This is a genomic window from Streptococcus pseudoporcinus LQ 940-04, assembly GCF_000188035.1.
Lineage (GTDB): Bacteria > Bacillota > Bacilli > Lactobacillales > Streptococcaceae > Streptococcus > Streptococcus pseudoporcinus.
The window spans coordinates 423,880-445,492 of the sequence record NZ_AEUY02000005.1 but is presented as its reverse complement, the minus strand read 5'-3'; the positions used below and the strand labels follow the sequence as shown (position 1 = coordinate 445,492).

Below are 21,613 nucleotides of genomic sequence, written 5' to 3'. Positions count from 1 at the left end.
TTAGTAATGTCTGTGTGATATTATCTGGCATAGAGGTGTGGGACGTAGGGGGCAGTATAATTATTTTGGTTTTAGTGTCCCTTGGTAGTTAGCAGGTACTATTTAGTTTAGTACCTGCTAATTACTATATGTTTTGTAGAATAAGATAGGAAAGATAGATATGGCATTTTTTACGAAAGAAAAAAAACTTTCAGATAATCGTCCTCCATTAACTTCAGATAAGGCAAGGCAATTATTTGAATTTAATACTAATCACTTATCTTTGTCAGGCTATCATCATCAAACGGTATTAAAGACATCAAAGCAGCTCGTTGCTCAGCATTTGATGCCTAATGAGACAGATAATCTTAGTCAACGTTTTTTGATGAATTACAAGGCTAATAATAATTATTTGGGCTTTGAAGCGAGTGTGGTTGACTTTTTTACAGATGCTGCTGTTGAGACTTTTTCAAGTAGTGCTTTTTTTGAAAGCCAGGATAATAGTATTCCCTTACCCAAGCCCACTAAACTGGCGACAGCACTATCAACTTGTATAACAAAGAGAAGAAGTTACCGTCAGTTCTCAGATAAAGAGATGCCTCTTCAGGATTTGGCTAATTTACTTTATTATGCCTGCGGGGTGAGCTCTGAAGCCTCTATTAAAGATGGGAAGCCAGATAAGGTAAGGCTTAGAAACTGTGCTTCAGGTGGAGGTTTGTACCCCATTAGTTTGCTTTTCTTTGCTAGAAATGTCACTACCCTTAAGGATGGTTTTTATGAGTATTTACCTTACCAACATGCTTTAAGGTGCCATCGGCTTAGCCCAGAGGAAAATATTAGAGATTTTGCAGAGTATGGTGCTATTAAGGCTGAAAATTGTAACCTTATCATTATTTACGTGTATGACTATATTAAAAATACCCGTAAATATGGTAATCAGGCCACAGCCTATGCCTTTATTGAATCGGGTGAAATTGCTCAAAACATTCAATTGACAGCCACAGCCCTAGTCTATGGCAGTGTTGATATTGGAGGTTATAATAAGGAATACCTTCAAGAAAAATTAGGTTTAGATGGACTAAGTCAACATGTGATTCACATGACACTTGTAGGAAATAAGGAGTCGCAATGAAATACCAACTCAATAGTAATGTTCGTATTGTCCAGTTTCAGGACACCTTTTGTTTTAGAAAAGGAATCTGGGATTTTAATGAAGCGGTCCTAGATGTTTCACAAGAACCTCAAGAATTGAAAGATGTTTATCGGGAAATGGTCTCTCATTTTATTAAGGGAACAGTAGTTGATACTGACCATTATGAGAGCCGTTTGGAACCGGAGCTATTTGCTAAACTAATGGAAGTTATGACAGCTTTGTACTACAATGATGTCATTATGTATGAAGATGATTATGCCCTTGAAGAAAATGTCATGAAGGTTTTTATGGGAAATTACCACTTTATGGCACAGGAAGGGCATACTATAGATACAAGTCCAGTTTTATTTATCAGTGATTCGGCCTATGTTAATGAGTCAGCAACATTACTAGCTAGTCAGCTACAATTGAATTTACAGATAGCCAATGATGATTTAAAAATGCTTATCCAAAAAACAGATGTAAGTTCTCGCTTGGATGCTTTGGCACACCATCGTCACATGAAGTGCTTGTCTGAGGCGCTAGAGGGCTATCAAAGTATTGTTGTTTGCCAAGAACGTTTAAATATTATGATGTTACGTCATCTCAATGAAATTAGTGTGGCGCTTCAAAAGCAACTAGTATTAGGATTTGTAGATGGTCCCTTCTTACATGTTTGTACCTTGAACCCTCCTCATAGCGCAGATTTTGACAGTTTGGAACGAAGGGTCTTAGCACGTTTGCAAGACCACGCTCTCTACCAACATTTTGCTAATCAAGTATTACCAGCGACGCAAACAGTTAGTCAAGCTTATTTGCCTTTACTGAATGTTTTAATGAATTTAGTCGTTAGCGAAGCCTTTATCATCGCTCACACAGGAAGCTCAAAATTTGAAGGACGACTGTTAAGTATTTATATACCAACGCTTGAAATTCAAGTTCAAGATATTTTGAAGATGTCTAATTCTCAGTCTCAAGGGGCTCTAGCAAAATTAAAATATGAGGATCAGCAAATTTCAACCCGTGAGATTGTTAAAGCGCTCCTTAAGGAAGAACCATAAGGAGGTCAAGCCATGTTACAATATTACCCTTCTTTTAACCACATTTTTGATAAACTCAAAGTTTTAAGTGGAAACCGGACAGGCATTTTAAACCAATCTCAGGTTCCAGTTTGTAACCACCCCCATGATGTCTACTTAAAAAGTGTCACAGGCCAAATGCCGGATTATCATAAACAATTTATTGGAGAATTAAGTCAAGTCAGTTATCATATTATTGGTTATGGTAGTCATTATGAAGAGGCGCTTATTAAATATTTAGGGGAAAGTATTGAACGTTATGCTAGCGTGATTTCGGGTGACTTGTTATCAGACCGCATTGTTTATGCTTCTTATAAAGAATTGAGTCAGACAGATCGGGTGATGCCTCTGGAATATTTACAAGTGTTTACTCAAGAGCAAATTGACCGTTGTAATGCCATGCACATAACGATGTGTGATAAAATGGTAACTGAAGATGATATCTTGGGCTGGGTTAAGTGCCCTATGTTCTTTGAAGATAAGGAAATGTATGTTCCTGCTCAAATGCTTTGTATTGGTTATAAAACGAATCATGCTGTGGGAGAAAAGCATATCATCCCAGGTTTCTCAACAGGAACGGCTTCCCATACAAGTTTGGAAGCAGCCATGTGTAACAGTTTGATTGAGTACATCCAAATTGATTCGATGATGCTTAGCTGGCATACAAAAAAACCTTGTCCTAAGGTGGTTATTGATGACCCAGACATTGAGGCTATTTTAGAAGAAGCTAGGCTGGGAAAAGAGAGTTTGTATGAGATTATTCCTATTGATATGACCGTAGGAGAAGATAACCCTCTTTATACCTTTGGCATTATCCTAAAAAATAAACACGAGGAAGGTCCCTATCTTTTATTTGGTGTGCAGGCGGGGCTGGACCCTAAACATACCTTACTAAGGGGGATTATGGAAGCCTCGGCGATTAGTTACAGTTACTACTACAATCTTTTATATCGAAAAGATTCTCTCCAAAATATTGAGAGTGAAGACCCCTTATTTTTAGATTTGGATAGTAACGTTTTCTACTATGCGCATCCAAAAGATAGAGCCTATAAATGGCAAGCTTTTGAACCTTTGATTTCCGGAGAAGTTCTTCTCAGTGAGCTAGAAAATCATTCGGGTCAAGACAAGAGGGAGGATTTAAAAATTCTATTGGCTTATACCAAGAAGGTTAGTCCTAATGCGGTCTTTTTGGATATTACTCCGCCTGAAGCTTCAGAAAAAGGCTGGTATGTGACACGTGTTTTAACGCCAGAACTACTTGAGATGTGTATTCCAGCATTTCCTTTTGCTAATCATCCACGAATGAGACAGTTTGGAGGTGTTACTAATGCCTTTGTCCACCCAATGCCTTAGTCTTTGTTTTTTGCTAGTGACCTGTTGTCCGTCAATTCCTATGCAAGCTATTTTTGGAAAAGGAATGGGAAAATATCACTTTAATCTAGTCCCATTTCTAAGAGCAACGCTTGTTTACTATGTTTTGGCTCTAACAGGTATCTGCCTTCTGTCACCTCAACTAAACTTATCTTTTGAGGGGATTAAGGGCCAAACCTTTCTTATAGGTCTTGTCTTAAGCGCTTTAATATTGATGCTTGAAGTGGTTTTCCTACATGGGTTACACTGCTGGCAAAAAGGACATTGGCTTCCTCTAAAGGTATCATTTGTAGGGACTACCCAAAAATGGCCAGAAGTTTTTTACCCATTGCTTATAGCTTTTTGTGAAGAAATGGCCTATCGATTTTTGTGGTTCCAAGTCTTGTTTTTCCAATGGCACCTGCCTATACTGGTAGTTTTGGTGATGTCGAGTTTTTGCTATGCTCTAAATCATTTATTGATGGGCAAACCCATTTTTTATGCGAAATTACTAACAGGTCTTATTTATGGTAGTATTTACTATATCACTGGACAATTATGGCTTGTCGTTATTGCTCACGTTGGAGGTAATCTCTTAGTTGAGTGCCTTAGCCGTCTTCAAACAGAAGGTAAGAAGGTGGTAGAATGATTATAAACCTAGCTTTGCTGTTATTTTTAAGTCTTGTCACCCTTTGGCTAACCAGCTATCGTAGACGCGCCTTACACAGATGGCATCTTCAATGGCTAAGTAGTATATCTTATCAGGATTTCCTAGATATCTTATTGAGTTTGATCCAGTTGGGTCTTATCCTCATTCTGACACTCGGTTGTCCTCCAGTTCCTAGTCTAGCAAAGGTCTTAACCTTTTTAGGGCAAGCTGAATGGCAATGGCAGATAGCTTGTTATATGCTGTTATACCTTCTGGTAGTGATAGAAATGACACTCATAATCCTAGTTCTTATTGTTGACTTGGTGTTTCAAAAGGATAGTCGTTTACTCTTTAAAAAAATGACTTGGTTACCTTTTAGAAAAGAAAGACCGGTAGCTAGTATGCTTTTGCTGATCCTAGTCACCTTAATAGATGGTATCTTTTACTTAGGCTTACTTGCCTTATTAGGGAAAAATGAAATGACAAGTTTAGCAGTACTCATTTTAGGCTATGGAGTAGTCAAAGCTTGCCGTTATTCAACTTGGCTAAGTCAGTTGGTGGCTTTATGTCTCTTTACAGTAATTGGATTATGGGCGATGACAGCGACCTTATTATATGGTTGGCCGGTGGGATTTTTATTATTGATCTTGACTTATCTCATGATTAGTTTTAAAGAGCAAGAGTAATGGTGAAAAAGGAGTAATATATGAGTTTTGTACAATTAAAAGCCGTTGACAAAGTCTATAAAGGTGGTAAAAAAGCTGTTGATAATGTCTCGCTGACTATTGAAGAAGGTAGTATTTACGGTCTACTAGGGCCAAACGGTGCTGGAAAGTCAACTTTAATTAATTTAATTTTGGGATTGATACCTTTAAGTTCGGGTGAGATTACGATTTTACAGCAATCTCAAAAATCAATTCGAAAAATTAGTTCACAGATCGGTTATGTTCCTCAAGATATTGCTGTCTATCCTGACTTGACTGCCTATGAAAATGTGGAACTCTTTGGTTCTCTGTATGGCTTGAAGGGAAACCGGTTAAAGGAATGTGTTTTAAAGAGCTTAGCTTTTGTAGGTCTACAAGATCAAGCTAAGCAATTTCCCAGTCAATTTTCAGGAGGAATGAAAAGGCGCTTGAATATTGCTTGTGCTTTGGTACATTCGCCTAAATTAATTATTTTTGACGAGCCAACAGTGGGAATTGACCCTCAATCGCGTAATCATATTTTAGAGTCTATTCGCCTATTAAATAAAGAAGGGGCTACTATTATCTATACAACTCATTATATGGAAGAGGTAGAAGCTCTTTGTGATTATATTTTTATCATGGATCATGGTCACATTATTGAGGAAGGTAATAAGGTTGAGTTAGAAAAACGCTATGCTGCTGAATTGACAAATCAGATTATGGTCACCTTAACAGATCCTCAACAATTGGATTTGTCACAAAAAACTGGCTGGTCCTTGGTCACTCATGACGACGAATCACTCTTAGTAGTTGAAAATGGAGATATGGCAACAGTCGCTCGGCAATTGACGGAGGCTAATATTGGTTTTAGTGAGATTAAACATAACCACTTGAATTTAGAAGAAATTTTCTTGCATTTAACAGGTAAGAAATTAAGAGATTAGAGGTCAATATGGTTTTATTTCATTTAATCAAAAAAGAAAGCTTACAGATTTTTCGAAATCGGACGGCCTTTTTAATGATGGTATTTTTTCCTATTCTGATGATTATGATTTTAAGCTTCGCCTTTAAATCAAGCTTTAATACGACATCAACAGTTCCTAAGCTAACTGTTCGTTATCAATTAGAGGGAAAGAAGACTCCTTATCAGAAAAATTTTCTTGCTTTTTTAAAAACGTTAAATAAAGAATTGAAATTAGAAGCTAAGGCCAGTAAAGCTATTGAAGCAGATAAAAAGAAGGTTAGTGAAGGCGCCTTGACAGCAACTCTGGAAGTGAAGGCCAATCAAACCATTAAGGTAACAACCAATAATATTAACCAGCAGAATGCTGATTTGATCAATATGTTGGTGACAAACTATGTTGATAATGCTAAAACCTTTGATTCTATAAGTGAACTCTATCCTCAAAGATTAGCTCAAATGAAGAAACGAAAAGTAGATTTTGTTCAAGTTAGTTCTGTTCAGACTAGTAAAGGAATGACATCAGCTGATTATTATGCTATTTCCATGTTTACCATGATTACCTTTTATAGCATTATGTCCGCAATGAATCTTGTTTTATCGGATCGCCAACAAGGGATAACCAATCGTCTTCACTTGACAGGAGTTTCTTCTGGGCTCTTGGTTTTTGGTAAACTCATTGGAGCTATGTTGGCAACCACCGTCCAATTGGGTATTCTTTATGTTTTCACAAGATTTGTGTTAGGGGTTAGTTGGGGAAATAATGACTGGCAAATTATTGGAGTGACAGCTTCGATGATTTACTTGTCCGTGGCAATTGGGATTGGAATGGCCATAAGCATTAAAAATGAAGCTTTCTTGACAGTTGCTTCTAATGTTGTTATCCCTATTTTTGCCTTTTTGGGAGGGAGCTATGTTCCTTTGTCAACTCTAAATAGCCCTTTTATTAACCAGCTATCCAATATTTCACCAATCAAATGGGTTAATGATAGTTTGTTTTACCTCATTTTTGGTGGTCAACATAATCCAATTCCTGTGGCTTTGATGGTTAACATTGGGATTGGAACAGCCTTTATAATCCTAGCTTTAGTAGGAATGAGAAAGCAGGTGACCACATGATTTACTTTATCAAAACCTTATTTGTCAAAATAGGACGAAAAAAGACTAGCTATGTGACCTTCCTTTTATTGCCTATCTTAACGACTCTCCTAGCCCTATCTTTGAGTTTTTCTGGGAATAGTCAAGCTAAAATTGGTATTTTGGATAAGGATCATAGTCAGATTTCGAAACAGTTTATTGCGCAATTGAAACAAAATAAAAAGTATGATATCTTTACCAAAATAGAAGAAGACCACATTGATGATTACTTTCAAGCTAAGACCCTAGAGGCTGTGCTTACCATTGACAAAGGTTTTTCAGAGAAAGTGTTAAAAGGAGAAACCCAGAACCTCAAACTCCGTTCTATTGCTAATAGTGAAATTACAGAATGGTTTAAGGCGCAAGTTAATTACCTTTTGGAAAATTATAATCTCATGGGAGACGTAGCTAATGGTGATCAAAAAACTTTTGATAAGATTTTGCAGAAAAATAAAGGTTTAGATTACCAAGTGACAAAAGAAACTTTAGCAGATCGCTCACGTAGTAAGTCTGTATCGTCAACCACCACAGGCTTTTTACTCATTTTAATGTTGGGGAGTACAAGTGTCATTTATGGAGGTATTTTGGCTGATAAGTCGAGTCAGATCTATAATCGACTAGTCCTATCAAAATTATCTCGGTTTCAATACATGCTCAGCTACGTTTGTCTAGGGCTTGTTGCTTTCACTATTCAAATTATTATTATGCTCAGTTTGTTGCGGGTTTTCAATATTAGTTTTTACATTCCTCTTTCAATGCTTGTGCTCATTTTCTTCCTCTTTAGCTTACTGGCGATAGGATTTGCTCTACTGATCGGAGCTGTGACGCAGAATTCTCAGCAAAGTAGCCAGATGGCTAATCTTATTGTTATGCCAACTTCTATGTTAGCTGGCTGTCTCTGGCCTTTGTCTATTACACCATCTTATATGCAAACTATTGGAAAATTACTACCACAAAACTGGGTTCTATCAGCGATAGCTACTTTCCAAAGTGGAGGAGGCTTATCCCAAGCTTGGCCTTATTTAATGGCTTTATTGGTCACAGCAACTATTTTTATGACCCTTTCAAGCCTATTATTAAAACCTTCTCAATCTTAAACCATTGTAAGTATTCAAGAATAAGTCATAGTAAAAAGTTCCAAAGCCTTGTATAGCTCTGGAACTTTATCTTTATTTATAGGGGCTTATAGGGTTTCAGCCTAAGGCAGATCTGACCACGTCTTTTTCAAACAGTCCCTCCTCCAAAGGTTTGGTAAGATCTTTTGTCATAATGTTCGAAAGGTATGTTGCTAGTAACTATTAATGTAAATTACGGCTTATTAAATGGGTATAAACTTATAAAAAAAGTTAAAGCGCCTAGTGATAGAAAATGTGCCTTATTTTATAGGACTTGTACTAGTAACAAGAGCAGTTGTAAGAGGAGTAGGAAGAGAGCAAAAATCAAAGAAAAAATGAGTTTGATGGTATGTTGACCTTGACATTTTGCCAGACAAAGGACGATAAGCCCAACATTTAAAAGGGATACAATAATACTGAAGCTTGTCCATTCAAAAAAAGTCAGAGCGACAAGTGAAATCCAGTAGGTCGAAAGCGCTATAGTGAGCAAGTGTGTTTCTTGCTTCATTTTAGTCAAGTCGTTCTTAGCCATAGATAGCAACTAGCTTAGCAAGACTTTCTTTATGCCATGGAACCCCTGCTAAAATTTTATTAATTCTAAAATGCGTTTTTTTATTATCAGAATCTATAAGGGTCATTTTATAAGAAAGTGGTCCTTTTTTTAGCTTGATGTCTTGAATTGCATCATGGCTAATAAAAAATGTCTTATCTTTTAATAGATTATTATTAAATGTGCCCCGTTGAATAAACAGGAGGCCATCTTTTTCAAGAGACAGATTAAAGAACTTAGCCGTAAATATTGCTAGATAGCCAAAGAGAAAAACTTTGCCAAATGATGCGCCATTGTTACGGATGGTAATATTAAGACTATTGGGATCATAGCCTAAGTCGGCTTTAGTTTTATTAATATAATCTAAATCGAATTTTTTTAACAATATAAAAGCTCACTTTCTATTTATGGATAATACATTTTAATTATACCTTAATATATTGGAAAATGCAAAAATCTAATAAAAGTATTAACAGGTAAGTTGACTTAGTGATAGTGGTCATCATATCAATACCTATCAAGTAGAAATGTAATGGCTGGATTACTGATAGGTAGCTAGAAAAGCAGAGAATACTTCAGTGAGGTTGACAGGATTAGAATAAGAATGTCATTCTAACGACCATAATAGTAAGTAGACCTGATATAGATAGTTTTTTTACTAATCATCCACAAAAGGGTTACCATTAATACCGAATTAGACTTCTATCCTAATAGTATTGAAGAAATGAATTGAGGGACTGGTTTTGTCATTTTGGTGACTGATATTTCCGTACATGTGGTGCTTGATAATTAGAAATAAATGCTTCAATTTCTGAAATATTATCTGAGAAAAGGACATTATCTCTATCAGCTTGGCTTAGAAAGCCCTCAGTAACCATATGATCAAACATCTTTCTTAATTGGTCAAAGTAGCCATTAATATTAAATAGAATGCAGGGTTTATCATTTTGACCAATCCGCGACCAAGAAATTACTTGGCTTATTTCTTCTAGGGTTCCTGGGCCTCCTGGTAAGGCGATAAATGCTTCACCTAGAGACATCATTTTAGCTTTACGCTTTGGCATATCCTCAACAATGATAAGTTCAGATAAATGAACATGGGCAATTTCTCTATCTCTTAGAAAAGTGGGCATAACGCCAGTGGTGTACCCACCTTTTTCAATGAGAGTATCGGCCATTACTCCCATGAGACCAATCTTTCCCCCGCCGTATACTAAGTCATGCTTATTTTGGGCCATCCATAAAGCTAGCTCCCTTGTCTTTTGACTATAAATTGGGTTTGAGCCGGTACTTGCGCCACAAAAAATGGTTAGTTTCATACTTTAAGTCTCCGTTTTTAGTGTAGTGATAATCTTTTTTAAGGGCATATTATAGTAACTATAGCTAAAGAAGGTGAGTAATTATTTAAATCTTAACAGTTACTCTCTTTAAAAATTGTAACAAAGGATCAAAGAAAAAGGAAACCTTTGACTATAGATTTTAATTTTGGGGGCTAAAAGGTTGGAGAGGACTCAGTGTTACTTTTCTAAAAAGTAGCGAAAATTCTAATTAACCAGTTAAGTAATTGATATCCCATTTGTTTACTGTTATAATGAAATCGAGTCGTTAAATTTATGATATATTAATTATCAATTAGAAATAAGGAGATTTGACAGTGTCAAAACATCTGAAATACATATCTATTATTACCCTGTTTTTAGTTAGTCTCTTTTTAGTAGCGTGTCAAAATCAAAAATCGCAGACAAAGGAACGTAATCGTAAGCAGCGTCCAAAAGATGAATTAGTGGTGTCTATGGGAGCAAAGCTTCCTCATGAGTTTGATCCTAAGGACCGTTATGGTATCCATAATGAAGCTAATATTACTCATAGTACATTGCTAAAGCGGATGCCTAACTTAGACATTAAAGGTGAACTGGCTAAAAAATATACCATTTCTAAAGACGGTCTGACTTGGACTTTTGACTTAAATGATGACTTTAAATTCTCTAATGGTAAGCCTGTTACTGCTGAGGATGTTAAATTCACTTATGACATGTTGAAAAAGGATGGTAAAGCTTGGGATTTATCTTTCTTGAAGGATATTGAGGTTGAAGGTAAAGACAAAGTTAGCTTTCACCTGACCAAGGCTCACTCAACGTTTACAGCCCAGTTAACTGAAATTCCGATTGTCCCTAAAAATGATTATAAGGAAAACTATAAGGCTAATCCTATAGGATCTGGTCCTTACATGGTAAAAGAATATAAGCCTGGTGAACAAGCTATCTTTGTTCGTAACCCATATTGGCATGGGAAAAAGCCTTACTTTAAAAAATGGACGTGGGTCATGCTAGATGAAAATACAGCCTTAGCAGCCTTAGAATCTGGTGATGTTGATATGATTTATGCGACACCAGAACTTGCTGATAAAAAAGTCAAAGGAACTCGTCTTCTGGATATTCCCTCAAACGATGTGCGAGGCTTATCCTTGCCTTATGTGAAAAAAGGTGTTGTTAAAGATTCTCCAGATGGGTACCCTGTGGGGAATGATGTGACAAGTGACCCAGCTATTCGACAAGCCTTGACCATTGGTTTAAATCGAAAAAAAATACTTGAGACTGTTTTGAACGGTTATGGTAAGCCTGCTTACTCGATTATTGACCAGACACCATTCTGGGAGCCAAAAACAGCAATTAAGGATAATAAGGTGGCAAAAGCTAAAGAACTTTTAAGCAAAGCTGGCTGGAAAGAACAAGCAGATGGTAGTCGCAAAAAAGACAACCTTAATGCAGCCTTTGATCTTTATTACCCGACCAATGACCAATTACGAGCTAATCTAGCTGTTGAAATTGCAGAGCAAGCTAAAGCTTTAGGAATTACGATCAAACTGAAGGCTAGCAATTGGGATGAAATGGCAACGAAATCTCATGATTCAGCATTGCTTTATGCTGGTGGCCGTCACCACGCTCAGCAATTCTATGAATCCCATCATCCAAGCTTAGCAGGGAAAGGTTGGACCAACATTACTTTCTACAATAACCCGACTGTAACACAGTACCTTGACAAAGCCATGGCCTCTTCTGATCTTGACAAAGCTAATCACTATTGGAAATTAGCACAATGGGACGGAAAAACAGGCGCTTCAACACTTGGAGATTTACCAAACGTTTGGTTGGTAAGCCTCAATCACACTTATATTGGTGATAAACGCATCAATGTGGGTGAGCAAGGGATTCATAGCCATGGACATGACTGGTCACTATTGACCAATATTGCTCAGTGGACTTGGGATGAATCAACTAAGTAACTACTCTAGTTAATACAGCGACTTTAAGTTTGGAGTCAGAGAAAACAAGACACACAGGATTGTGCTGATCGTTTCCTCGGCTCCTTTTCTTATCGATTAAGGAGATTTCTCTGTGAAACATATTACTACTGTCGTCATCTGGAAAATAATCAGATGCTTTACACTAATTTTGGGAGTATCTGTTTTTACTTTTATTTTGTTAAAACAATCTCCAGTTGACCCGGTCATGGCCAGTGTCAATTATGACACGTCATTGACTCCGCTTCAATACAAAGCTATTGCTCATCACTATGGCTTAGATAAGCCAGCTCCAGTTCAGTATTTACTCTGGCTAAAAAACTTTTTGCAGGGTCATCTAGGTCATTCGCTTGTTTATCGACAACCAGTCATTGATATTATCAAATCACGCGCAGGAGCTTCTTTTGTGCTTATGGGGCTATCTTGGCTGTTATCAGGATTTATTGGTTTTGCCTTAGGGACTTTATCAGCTTTTCGCCAAGGTAGATTACTTGACCGGATCATTAGATGGTTTTCCTATCTTCAGATTTCTGTGCCAACCTTTTGGATTGGACTCCTTTTCTTATTAGTCTTTTCAGTGCAATTAGGCTGGTTCCCAATAGGTATTTCATCACCAATAGGCACCTTAAGTCAAGATATTACAGTGATTGATCGCATCAAGCACCTCATTTTACCCGTTTTTACACTAAGTATTTTAGGAATCGCCAATGTTACTCTTCATACTAGGGCGAAGATGCTATCTGTACTTTCTAGTGACTATGTTTTATTTGCCAAAGCGCGTGGGGAAACGGATTGGCAAATTTTCAAATACCATTGTTTAAGGAATGCTATTATACCAGCAATTACCCTTCATTTCTCATATTTTGGAGAACTGTTTGGTGGCTCTGTACTTGCGGAGCAAGTCTTTTCATATCCTGGTCTGGGATCAACCCTTACTGAAGCAGGGCTTAAGAGTGACACGCCGCTTCTTCTTGCTATTGTAATGGTAGGGACAATTTTCGTTTTTGCTGGTAACCTTATTGCTGATATCTTAACCAGTCTAATCAATCCACAATTGAGGAGAAAAGCATGACAATAGAACGTCGAACTCTTGTTTTATGGCAGCTATGCCTGGCCATTTCCCTTATCCTTAGTATCTTAATTTTAAATCTTTATTTTTCTCATACCCCTTTACAAACGAATGCCACCTTACGAAATCTTGCTCCTTCCTTACATTATCTTTTTGGAACAGATGGTTTAGGAAGAGATATGTTTGTGAGGACAGTTAAAGGCCTCTGTTTCTCTTTACAAGTTGGTCTGCTAGGTGCCCTAATGGGAGTCTTTCTAGCAACTGTTTTTGGTATGCTTGCTGGTTTAGGAAATAATTTGGTTGATAGAGCTATTGCTTGGTTAATTGACTTATTCATTGGGATGCCCCATTTGATTTTTATGATTCTTATTTCTTTTGTTGTTGGGAAAGGGGCGCAGGGTGTTATTATTGCAACGGCCGTTACCCACTGGCCTTCACTAGCAAGGCTTATTCGGAATGAGGTCTATCATTTTAAGAATAAGGAATTTGTGCAGCTCTCTAAAGCTATGGGAAAGACACCTTATTATATTGTCTGGAACCATATCTTGCCTCTAATTGCTTCCCAAATATTTATTGGTTTCATCCTTTTATTTCCCCATGTGATCCTACATGAAGCATCAATGACCTTCTTAGGATTTGGTCTTTCTGCTGAACAACCTTCGGTAGGTATTATTCTTTCAGAGGCAGCTAAACACATTTCACTTGGGAACTGGTGGCTAGTTATTTTTCCGGGTCTTTATCTAATTCTCCTTGTCAATGCCTTTGATACTATTGGGGAATCATTAAAGAAGCTTTTTTACCCTCAAGCTGATTATTTTTAGGAGATAAGGATATGACAGAGACATTATTATGTATTAAAAACCTTTCCATCACGTTTACTCAGTATGGACCTTATTTAAAAGCATTTCGTTCAAGGCCGATTGAAGCCTTGGATTTGGATATCAAAAAAGGGGAACTCTTAGCTATTATTGGAGCCAGTGGTTCAGGAAAGAGTTTGTTGGCACACGCCATTATGGATATTCTACCTAAAAATGCAGAAGTTACTGGTGACATCATCTATCGTGGCCAACCATTGACTGCTCAACGTATCAGGAATTTACGTGGCAAAGATATCACCTTGATTCCACAATCGGTGAATTATTTAGACCCATCTATGAAAGTAAAGCATCAGGTGCGGCTGGGTATTTCAGAAAGTCCTAAGGAAAAGCAAACAGAATTGTTTCAACAATTTGGTTTGAAAGAGAGTGATGGTGACTTGTATCCTTTCCAACTTTCTGGTGGGATGTTGCGACGTGTCATGTTTACAACATGTGTGACTGACGAGGTTTCTTTGATTATAGCAGATGAACCAACGCCGGGGCTCCATCCAGATGCCCTACAAATGGTTTTAAACCAATTACGTGCTTTTGCAGATCAGGGGATTAGCGTGATATTTATTACTCATGATATTCTAGCAGCCAAACAAATTGCTGATCGTATTACGGTTTTTAAAGAGGGAAAGGCTATTGAAACAGCACCAGCAAATTTTTTCAGTGGAAAAGGTGAGCAGCTTCAAACAGAATTTGCTAGAAGTCTGTGGCGTTCACTTCCCCAGCAAGACTTTTTGAAAGGAGCTATCCATGAGTTTAGAAGTTAAAAAGCTTGGCTTTTATCATGACAAAGAGCCCTGGCTTTTTAAGGACATCAATTTGATAGTAGAGCCTGGTCACATCTTAGGAATTTTTGGACAAAGTGGCTGTGGTAAAACAAGTTTATCAAAAGTATTAGCAGGTTTTTTGCAACCTAAGGCAGGCCATATTTTAGTTGATGATCTGCCTTTACCGCAAAAAGGATTTAGACCTGTTCAACTCATTCAACAACATCCAGAAAAAACGATGAACCCATTATGGGTGATGAAAAAGAGCTTAGCAGAAGCCTATAGTCCTCAACAGGACTTACTAGCAGCTTTTGGAATTCAAGAAAAATGGCTAAATCGTCGACCCAGTGAGCTTTCAGGAGGAGAACTTCAGCGGTTTTCTATTGTGCGTTCCCTGCATCCAAGTACAAAATATCTGATTGCCGATGAGATGACTACCATGCTAGATAGCATTACACAAGCTAGTGTGTGGAAGAGTTTACTAGCCGTTGTTAAAGAGCGCAATATAGGCCTCATCCTTATTAGCCATGATTTTACCATGCTTGAGAAGATTTGTGACCGATGTTACTTGATTGAAGAAAATCGATTCATAAATATGGGCAATATGGATAAAAGACAAGGTTAAATAAGAAAAGCTAGACAAGATGCGTCTCGTTATCTAGTTTACGTAGAACTTATTATTTTTAGTTAATAAAGGAAACTGTAGCTATTTTTAACTTTAAAAGATAACCTAGCTTCAAAATAAAATTAGAAAATCTTATTATCTAGATAGGTTATACTAAACTAAATAGCTAATCTAGGGGGAATTAATCACACGACTTGTCACATTTATTTACATAACAAATAGAGAAAGAAAAAGTTTATCGCTTGAAACAAGAAAAACGTCATCAAAAGAAAAAAGGTCACTAACCATGTAGGTTGGTGACAATTAATGGGTTGGAGTAATTTCCGACCCTTTTTTCTTTTTAAAATTATATTTTATCTTAATTAAATGAAACCTGATATACTTATTATTAACTAGGTAGGAATAGATAATTTATGACAATGTTAAAAAAGTTTTCGTTTGAAGGTGTATTAGATAAACAAATAGTTGTATTTGATCTTGATGGAACAATAGTATTCGATGGAAAAACTATTGATAGTGATATATTATCAACTTTATTAGTTTTGGACAAAATGAGTCATATTATATTTGCTTCTGCTCGACCAATACGAGATATGTTACCACTATTGACTGATTTTGGTCAAAATAGCTTAATTGGTGGAAATGGTTCTATGATACGTCATAAAAATCAAATTACTTTAACTTCCTATATTGATGAAAACGTTATGTTAAAGGTAGTCAATAAAATTCATGAACTGAATTTAGATTACATTATTGATTATGAGTGGAACTATTCTGCAAAAATAGAAGATCATAGAAATCCAATTCTTCAGAAGCTAGATAGTGCTAAGTTAGCAGACAACGTAGCAATCAGAACAACTAATGTAAGTAAAGTTATTTTATTCAATATTTCTAAAGAATTAGCCTTGCAATTTAGCAGAGATAAAGATGTATCAGTACTTTATCATGAAGATGTTCAAGAACTAGTCATCACAGGTAAAGGTAGTGACAAATATTTAGCCTTGAAACAAGTAATAGGAGATAACCTTTATTATGCTTTTGGTAATGATAAAAATGATATTAATCTCTTACAAAATGCAGCAAAGGGTTTTTCTGTAGAATATCCTTTCCTTCAGTCAGAAAATGTACAAATAATTACAAAGCAAGAAGTATGTAGTACAATTAAACTTCTGATTAAATAATATAAAGTTATTACTGGTATTCACCAATTGTATAAACAAGAAGGTTGGAATTCATGTAACTTAGAATAGATTTAGCTTCATTTGAGAACGCGTTTTATGAAAAAAATAAAAGTTAGATCTATTGGTAATGCTTATAGAAGTTACGGTGCCATCGAACAATTAAAAAAATAGTGGGGAGAATAAGTTGACATCAATTAAACTATTAAAAGCTATTTATCCAGATTTTGATATTGTCAAAGATAAGTGGAATATAGATTATGAAGGTCTCGTTTTACTACCAAAAGACAAGTAAACGTATAAAAGATGTCGCTTGGCTAAGCAAATACCAAAAAAAGATGGTTATTTTACTGCATTTTGGCAAAAAAGTAGTAACGGAAAGAATATTCCTTTTACTGAGAATGACCTGGGTGAGGAATTAATTATTATCGTCGAAGACAAACATAAGCAAGGCATATTTATTATTCCAAAACTTGATGCAATAAAAAGGAATATAATCGCAACAGATGAAATCAAAGGGAAGATGGCAATGCGTTTCTATCCACCTTGGTGTACCAATTTAAATAAAACAGCTCAGTCAACACAAAAGTGGCAGGTGAGATATTTTAACTATTTATAGGTTAAGGATTATCAAAACTTTAAATGCTATCTTGGAAAAGACTTCAGAAGATGAGACCCTTGCTTGACCATAATAGGTTGTTAAACTGGTTTTCGCATATATCGCAAAAAGGATTGCTGTCACATCTGAGTATCCAATAATAATTTTAGGGTATGTTTTTCAGTCGTTATAATCAATATATGGTAGAAGTGAATTTGAATTTACTCCACCAATAGAAGCCACAATACATCTCACTTCGGAATCATAAATTAAGTTGTTTTGCTTCAGAGATTTTTCTTTTAATGTACCTGAACGATAAAAGTCACTTTTACCAGTTACATTTCCTTCTTTTATTTTAAACCCTTTATTAAACCAAAATTGCTTTGCACGTTTATAACGTTTTTTTCTAAATTTGGTCGCAGATGATGAAGGTTATGACCTTATGTTAACTTTATTATTGCCATATGATAGCTCTTTTTTGAAAATCTTAAATCCTTTTCATAAAAAATTATTTTCGGGGACAAATGATGGGACAAATACTCTTTGGACAAGCAAAAAAGCCTTTAAACAAAGGCTTTTTCTTATGTATTAGATTCCCCCCTATAGTTTGAAATGTGTAGAAAAAACTTGTAATAAGTTACTAAATTACTATCAAATCAAGGCTTTTTAACATTATAAGGGGTCTGTTTTTTAGTTGACTAACTGTTGAAAGTAGTATTTTTGCAATTTTGAAGGCATAAGATATTAATGATATAATTTAACTTATCAAAGATTAGGAGAGTTTTTATGTCAATTTTAGTTGTGGGTGGAGCAGGATATATCGGTTCACATACTGTTGAGGAGCTAATCAAAAATAATTATGACGTATTAGTTATTGATAATTTACAGACTGGTCATATTAAATCTTTACCGAAATCAATAACATTTTATTATGGTGATATCAGAGACAAAGAATTAGTAACAAAAGTTTTTTCAGAAAATAATATTACAGCAGTAATACATTTTGCAGCAAATTTATTAGTTGAAGAATCTATGCGTGAACCACTTCTTTATTTTAATAATAACGTTGGTGGTATGATTGCATTGTTAGAAGTAATGAGAGACTTTAAAGTAAAAAATCTTGTTTTTTCTTCGACAGCAGCAGTTTATGGAGAACCCGAAATAGCATTAGTCTCTGAAGAATCTAATTTAATCCCAAAAAATCCATATGGCGAGAGTAAATTAATGATGGAAAAAATAATAAGATGGTGTTCAGATGCATATGGAATAAACTATGTTGCTCTTCGATATTTCAATGTTGCTGGAGCTTCATTTGATTCTAATATAGGAGAGGATCATACATGTGAAACTCATCTTATTCCGATAGTAATTCAAGTTGCAAATAATAAAAGAGAAAAATTAAGTGTATACGGTGACGACTATCCTACTCATGATGGAACTTGTATTAGAGATTATGTTCATGTTGTTGACTTAGCAAAAGCACATATATTAGCAATGGAATATATTAACAGAGAAAAGCGGAATAATGTCTTTAACGTAGGAAGTTCCAAAGGATTTTCGGTATTAGAGATAGTAAAGAATGTTGAGTTGTATACTGGGTGTTCTGTAAATTATTCAATTGAGAGAAGAAGACAGGGAGATCCAGCCGTATTAATTGCAAAAAGTGATAAGATAAAAGAAGTTTTAGGATGGAATCCTACTTTTACTAATATGAAAGATATTATCACTAGTGCTTGGAATTGGCATAAAAATAATCCAGAAGGTTTTATAGAATAGATATAATGGAACAAAAAAAGAAGTATTACTAAATAGCACACAAATAAAGGCAACACTTCCGGAAAGTCCAATAATAAGAAATGATAAAAAACCTTATTTGGACTTGGTATAATAAAGTGGACATGAAGTTAAGTGAAAACAAGGAAAATAATTATGCCAAGAAAAACATTTGATAAAGTGTTTAAATTAGCTGCTGTTAAGCTTATTCCTGGATAGTATCAAGCCGTAAAAATCGTTAGTGAAACTTTAGGAGTTCATCCCAATAGCTTATAGCGTTGGGTTCAAGAATACGAAAAATATGGTGAAAGTGCAGTTCCAGGTTATGGGAATACACTTCGTCATGCTCAATTTGAGATAATGAAGTTAGAGAAAGAAAATAGATTGTTAAAGGAGGAACTCGAGCTTCTAAAAAAGTTCCAGGTCTTCTTGAAGCCAAGCCGGAAATAAAGTTTTAATTTCTGAAGGATAATAGCGCTAGCCTAACCATTCTTCATGCTTGTAAGACGCTTCAAATTTTCCGTTCAGGCTTCTATGCTTATTTAAAGTGTCGTCCATCTTCAAGGCAGGTTGAGAAAATCCAAATTATAAAAGTAATAGTATTAAATTTAATTTTAGAATGTATTATTGACGGTTTTGTCTGTCGAAATTGCTTCTCCCATGTTGGCTACTGGAAATGATTATGCACGAAAGGTGGTCGCTATGACTAGCGTAGCTAAAGCAGATGAGAAATCCAAATTAGATACATATGATGAACAAAGATTAAAAGAGTTTGAATCTAATCCTGAGGGCGTTGTTACTACAGATAAGATGTCTAAAGCAGAGCTTGAAGATTTTCGTAAAATAGTTTATGCAGAGGCTGAAACATTAAATCTCCCTACACATGAAGATGTTGAGGTATATGCGAAAGCTATTCTTGATTTATATACTCCTGGTTCTACTAATTATCTCAATTTAGTTGCAACAACTGACAAAATTATAGATGGAATAGATGAAACCATAAGAATGTATTCGATCATATTAAAGGTGAAGATGTATTAGCAGCAACTCATGGTGCAATCTCTAACTCAGTTTTAGCTGCTGCGATTAATGTTGGTATTAGTGCTGCAGTTGGTGGAGGAGTTGGAGCAGGTATTAAAGCTTTAGTTATGAAAAGAGGGGCTCAGTACGCAACAAATTTAATAGCAAGAAAGATTGTGGGACTCTTATGACGTTTGGAATAGAAATAAATAATATTATTTCTCATGTCGTTAAAAATGTTCTTGATCCGGGTTTCATCAATTGCTGCATGGTTAGATGCTAGAGATAAAATTAAAAATAATGGCTGGGTAGAATGGTGGTAAAACTATGCTAGAAGTATGGCTTGTTGTGTTAATATTAGCTTTATTTGCTATCGCTACTATCTACTTTTGGATCAAAATTTATATAATAGATATTGTGAAGTCCATAGAAGATACGAGAAAAAAGAAATTTACAAAAAGCTATTGGTTTTTAATATGGGTTCAATCTATAATATTTCTCTTATTCTTAATTTTTATTGCATTTAAGTATAATATTATGTTTTAAAAGGAACAGTGACCGAAAATTAGATAGCGTTTTAGGAGTTTAGGAGTTTTTGATTTTCAGTTAAATAATATAATAAATGCTTTATTTGATAGTTAGTAGCTTGTATTATTTGAATTTGCTCTCAGTCTTTATTTTAATAATTAAGGAATGAGTGATCATTTTATATTTAAATACTACTAAAATAATACTTTATTTTTGAAAACATTCTGAAAGCTTTTAAACAAAGGCTTTTTCTTATTTAATGCCCCCTACAACGATTTACTAAAAATTTTTGTGATAAAAATATCTAGTAATATCAAGGGATTTATCATTTTTTATTTTAAAAAAAGTTAAAGCTGTTTCTTGTTTCTAGAACAAATCTAGAACAGACGTATTTTTTATAGAATTTTTAAAATAGTTAGTTATTGTATAAAAAATATTTACAAATTACCTTAATGCAAAAATAAAGGATTAGTATGAGCCTGCTATTAGAATAGTTTTTTATTTTGTTATAACATTAGATTATTTTTAAAAAATAGATAGACAAAAAGTTTCTTCAGTAGTATAATGAAAGCGCAAACAATTTATTTAGGAATAGAAAAGGGGGTCTTTTATAAAATATTTTATTGTTTTATTAGCAACCTTGTTAATAGTAATAGCTCATACAGCTCCATCAATTGCATATGCAAGCGAAGTAAATAATACAATTACTCAACAAGTAACGAATGAAAATAAGGTTATTACCCATGATTTTATTGATGGTAATGGAACTATTACTAAAACTATTATAGAAGATCAGAATAGTAACAAAATAATAGAAATATATTCCGATGAAAAATTTGTATATTTAAAAGTAACTGCTGAGGGAAATACAGAAACTCAGGTTTTTTCTAAAGAATATATTGTGGATCCACCTATTAGAGTGAAGAGAGCTACTGAGATGATAGGAGGTTGGTATCCAATAGAACCTTGGAAATATACTGGAATTGCTGTTGGTAAAAATGTTTTTGCTGCTTTGACTGATGTTGGGATAGGAGCTATGGCAAGTGCCGTTGCTGCTGCATTTGGAATTACAAAACATGCTGCTTCTTTTCTATTATCTTATATGGGAGCTTCTTACGCTTCAACAGGTAGTGCTTTAGCAAATATTTTAGATGCAAACGGAAACGGCTGGATTGGTTTATATAAACGTGCTGCAGCTAGGTATCCTAATGGACCAGTGGAAGTGTACCTTCATAAAACACTTTAGG

General features: G+C 35.2%; 19 protein-coding genes and 2 pseudogenes. 18 read left to right on the top strand and 3 right to left on the bottom strand.

Annotation, left to right across the window (positions count from 1 at the left end):
- Positions 1–160: 160 nt before the first annotated feature.
- The 8 genes from STRPS_RS03470 to STRPS_RS03435 are packed head-to-tail and all read left to right on the top strand — an operon-like array spanning position 161 to position 8,070.
- A complete protein-coding gene (locus STRPS_RS03470; protein ID WP_007895325.1) occupies positions 161–1,111 on the top strand; it encodes a SagB/ThcOx family dehydrogenase in 951 nt (316 codons plus the stop codon).
- On the top strand, positions 1,108–2,172 hold the full coding sequence (locus STRPS_RS03465; protein WP_007895384.1) for a streptolysin associated protein SagC: 1,065 nt from the start codon (positions 1,108–1,110) through the stop codon (positions 2,170–2,172). The genes STRPS_RS03470 and STRPS_RS03465 overlap by 4 nt, the downstream gene beginning before the upstream one ends.
- A 12-nt stretch (positions 2,173–2,184) precedes the next feature.
- Positions 2,185–3,543 carry a YcaO-like family protein gene (locus STRPS_RS03460; protein ID WP_007895544.1) on the top strand — a complete coding sequence of 453 codons (1,359 nt, stop codon included), beginning with the start codon at positions 2,185–2,187 and terminating at the stop codon, positions 3,541–3,543.
- On the top strand, positions 3,518–4,189 hold the full coding sequence (locus tag STRPS_RS03455) for a CPBP family intramembrane glutamic endopeptidase (RefSeq protein ID WP_007895456.1): 672 nt from the start codon (positions 3,518–3,520) through the stop codon (positions 4,187–4,189). The genes STRPS_RS03460 and STRPS_RS03455 overlap by 26 nt, the downstream gene beginning before the upstream one ends.
- The gene (locus tag STRPS_RS03450) at positions 4,186–4,875 is read left to right on the top strand and encodes a SagF family protein (protein ID WP_007895509.1); all 690 of its coding nucleotides are present in this window, start codon (positions 4,186–4,188) and stop codon (positions 4,873–4,875) included. Before STRPS_RS03455 ends, STRPS_RS03450 begins: the two co-directional genes overlap by 4 nt.
- Before the next feature lie 20 nt (positions 4,876–4,895).
- Positions 4,896–5,819 carry an ABC transporter ATP-binding protein gene (locus tag STRPS_RS03445; RefSeq protein ID WP_007895430.1) on the top strand — a complete coding sequence of 308 codons (924 nt, stop codon included), beginning with the start codon at positions 4,896–4,898 and terminating at the stop codon, positions 5,817–5,819.
- An 8-nt stretch (positions 5,820–5,827) separates the two neighbouring features.
- The gene (locus tag STRPS_RS03440; protein WP_007895679.1) at positions 5,828–6,955 is read left to right on the top strand and encodes a SagG family ABC transporter permease subunit; all 1,128 of its coding nucleotides are present in this window, start codon (positions 5,828–5,830) and stop codon (positions 6,953–6,955) included.
- Positions 6,952–8,070, top strand: a complete 1,119-nt coding sequence (locus STRPS_RS03435) for an ABC transporter permease (RefSeq protein WP_007895367.1) — start codon at positions 6,952–6,954, stop codon at positions 8,068–8,070. Before STRPS_RS03440 ends, STRPS_RS03435 begins: the two co-directional genes overlap by 4 nt.
- A 542-nt stretch (positions 8,071–8,612) precedes the next feature.
- Here the strand turns inward: STRPS_RS03435 and STRPS_RS03425 are convergent.
- Positions 8,613–9,023 carry a hypothetical protein gene (locus STRPS_RS03425; RefSeq protein WP_007895310.1) on the bottom strand — a complete coding sequence of 137 codons (411 nt, stop codon included), beginning with the start codon at positions 9,021–9,023 and terminating at the stop codon, positions 8,613–8,615.
- A gap of 361 nt (positions 9,024–9,384) precedes the next feature.
- Positions 9,385–9,957, bottom strand: coding sequence for an LOG family protein (locus tag STRPS_RS03420; RefSeq protein ID WP_007895366.1), 573 nt, complete (start codon positions 9,955–9,957; stop codon positions 9,385–9,387).
- 335 nt (positions 9,958–10,292) lie between these two features.
- Here STRPS_RS03420 and STRPS_RS03415 point away from each other — a divergent pair, with 335 nt between their 5' ends.
- The 7 genes and pseudogenes from STRPS_RS03415 (at position 10,293) to STRPS_RS03385 (ending at position 17,066) form a co-directional block, all read left to right on the top strand.
- Entirely contained in the window at positions 10,293–11,921 is a 1,629-nt protein-coding gene (locus tag STRPS_RS03415) for an ABC transporter substrate-binding protein (protein ID WP_007895283.1), read from the top strand.
- 112 nt (positions 11,922–12,033) lie between these two features.
- The gene (locus tag STRPS_RS03410; RefSeq protein WP_007895468.1) at positions 12,034–13,011 is read left to right on the top strand and encodes an ABC transporter permease; all 978 of its coding nucleotides are present in this window, start codon (positions 12,034–12,036) and stop codon (positions 13,009–13,011) included.
- Positions 13,008–13,829 (top strand): ABC transporter permease, encoded by an 822-nt coding sequence (locus tag STRPS_RS03405; protein ID WP_007895327.1) that lies wholly within the window; start codon positions 13,008–13,010, stop codon positions 13,827–13,829. The genes STRPS_RS03410 and STRPS_RS03405 overlap by 4 nt, the downstream gene beginning before the upstream one ends.
- A gap of 11 nt (positions 13,830–13,840) precedes the next feature.
- A complete protein-coding gene (locus STRPS_RS03400; protein WP_007895612.1) occupies positions 13,841–14,644 on the top strand; it encodes an ATP-binding cassette domain-containing protein in 804 nt (267 codons plus the stop codon).
- A complete protein-coding gene (locus STRPS_RS03395) occupies positions 14,628–15,269 on the top strand; it encodes an ABC transporter ATP-binding protein (protein ID WP_007895324.1) in 642 nt (213 codons plus the stop codon). Before STRPS_RS03400 ends, STRPS_RS03395 begins: the two co-directional genes overlap by 17 nt.
- 413 nt (positions 15,270–15,682) lie before the next feature.
- Positions 15,683–16,450 carry an HAD hydrolase family protein gene (locus STRPS_RS03390; RefSeq protein WP_007895503.1) on the top strand — a complete coding sequence of 256 codons (768 nt, stop codon included), beginning with the start codon at positions 15,683–15,685 and terminating at the stop codon, positions 16,448–16,450.
- A gap of 184 nt (positions 16,451–16,634) precedes the next feature.
- A pseudogene (locus STRPS_RS03385) lies at positions 16,635–17,066 on the top strand (MepB family protein).
- On the opposite strand, the pseudogene STRPS_RS10940 reads toward STRPS_RS03385, so the two are convergent.
- Positions 17,061–17,465: pseudogene (locus tag STRPS_RS10940) on the bottom strand (LD-carboxypeptidase); the annotation flags it as partial. The pseudogenes STRPS_RS03385 and STRPS_RS10940 overlap by 6 nt on opposite strands.
- A 366-nt stretch (positions 17,466–17,831) precedes the next feature.
- Between STRPS_RS10940 and galE the strand changes: the two are divergent.
- From galE to STRPS_RS03365, 3 genes are all read left to right on the top strand, one after another.
- Complete coding sequence (gene galE, locus STRPS_RS03380) at positions 17,832–18,821, top strand: UDP-glucose 4-epimerase GalE (RefSeq protein WP_007895288.1); 990 nt, start codon at positions 17,832–17,834, stop codon at positions 18,819–18,821.
- A gap of 699 nt (positions 18,822–19,520) precedes the next feature.
- Positions 19,521–19,859: a hypothetical protein gene (locus STRPS_RS03375; RefSeq protein ID WP_007895422.1), complete on the top strand. Its 339-nt coding sequence runs from the start codon at positions 19,521–19,523 to the stop codon at positions 19,857–19,859.
- Positions 19,860–21,006: 1,147 nt separating this feature from the next.
- Entirely contained in the window at positions 21,007–21,612 is a 606-nt protein-coding gene (locus tag STRPS_RS03365; protein ID WP_007895541.1) for a hypothetical protein, read from the top strand.
- Position 21,613 lies beyond the last annotated feature (1 nt).

Excerpts from the sequence above, each read along its gene's own strand:
- STRPS_RS03470 (WP_007895325.1), top strand. The coding sequence starts at position 161 with ATGGCATTTTTTACGAAAGAAAAAAAACTTTCAGATAATCGTCCTCCA.
- STRPS_RS03465 (WP_007895384.1), top strand. The coding sequence starts at position 1,108 with ATGAAATACCAACTCAATAGTAATGTTCGTATTGTCCAGTTTCAGGAC.
- STRPS_RS03460 (WP_007895544.1), top strand. The coding sequence starts at position 2,185 with ATGTTACAATATTACCCTTCTTTTAACCACATTTTTGATAAACTCAAA.
- STRPS_RS03455 (WP_007895456.1), top strand. The coding sequence starts at position 3,518 with ATGCCTTTGTCCACCCAATGCCTTAGTCTTTGTTTTTTGCTAGTGACC.
- STRPS_RS03450 (WP_007895509.1), top strand. The coding sequence starts at position 4,186 with ATGATTATAAACCTAGCTTTGCTGTTATTTTTAAGTCTTGTCACCCTT.
- STRPS_RS03445 (WP_007895430.1), top strand. The coding sequence starts at position 4,896 with ATGAGTTTTGTACAATTAAAAGCCGTTGACAAAGTCTATAAAGGTGGT.
- STRPS_RS03440 (WP_007895679.1), top strand. The coding sequence starts at position 5,828 with ATGGTTTTATTTCATTTAATCAAAAAAGAAAGCTTACAGATTTTTCGA.
- STRPS_RS03435 (WP_007895367.1), top strand. The coding sequence starts at position 6,952 with ATGATTTACTTTATCAAAACCTTATTTGTCAAAATAGGACGAAAAAAG.
- STRPS_RS03420 (WP_007895366.1), bottom strand. The coding sequence starts at position 9,957 with ATGAAACTAACCATTTTTTGTGGCGCAAGTACCGGCTCAAACCCAATT.
- STRPS_RS03405 (WP_007895327.1), top strand. The coding sequence starts at position 13,008 with ATGACAATAGAACGTCGAACTCTTGTTTTATGGCAGCTATGCCTGGCC.
- STRPS_RS03400 (WP_007895612.1), top strand. The coding sequence starts at position 13,841 with ATGACAGAGACATTATTATGTATTAAAAACCTTTCCATCACGTTTACT.
- STRPS_RS03395 (WP_007895324.1), top strand. The coding sequence starts at position 14,628 with ATGAGTTTAGAAGTTAAAAAGCTTGGCTTTTATCATGACAAAGAGCCC.
- STRPS_RS03390 (WP_007895503.1), top strand. The coding sequence starts at position 15,683 with ATGACAATGTTAAAAAAGTTTTCGTTTGAAGGTGTATTAGATAAACAA.
- galE (WP_007895288.1), top strand. The coding sequence starts at position 17,832 with ATGTCAATTTTAGTTGTGGGTGGAGCAGGATATATCGGTTCACATACT.
- STRPS_RS03375 (WP_007895422.1), top strand. The coding sequence starts at position 19,521 with ATGACTAGCGTAGCTAAAGCAGATGAGAAATCCAAATTAGATACATAT.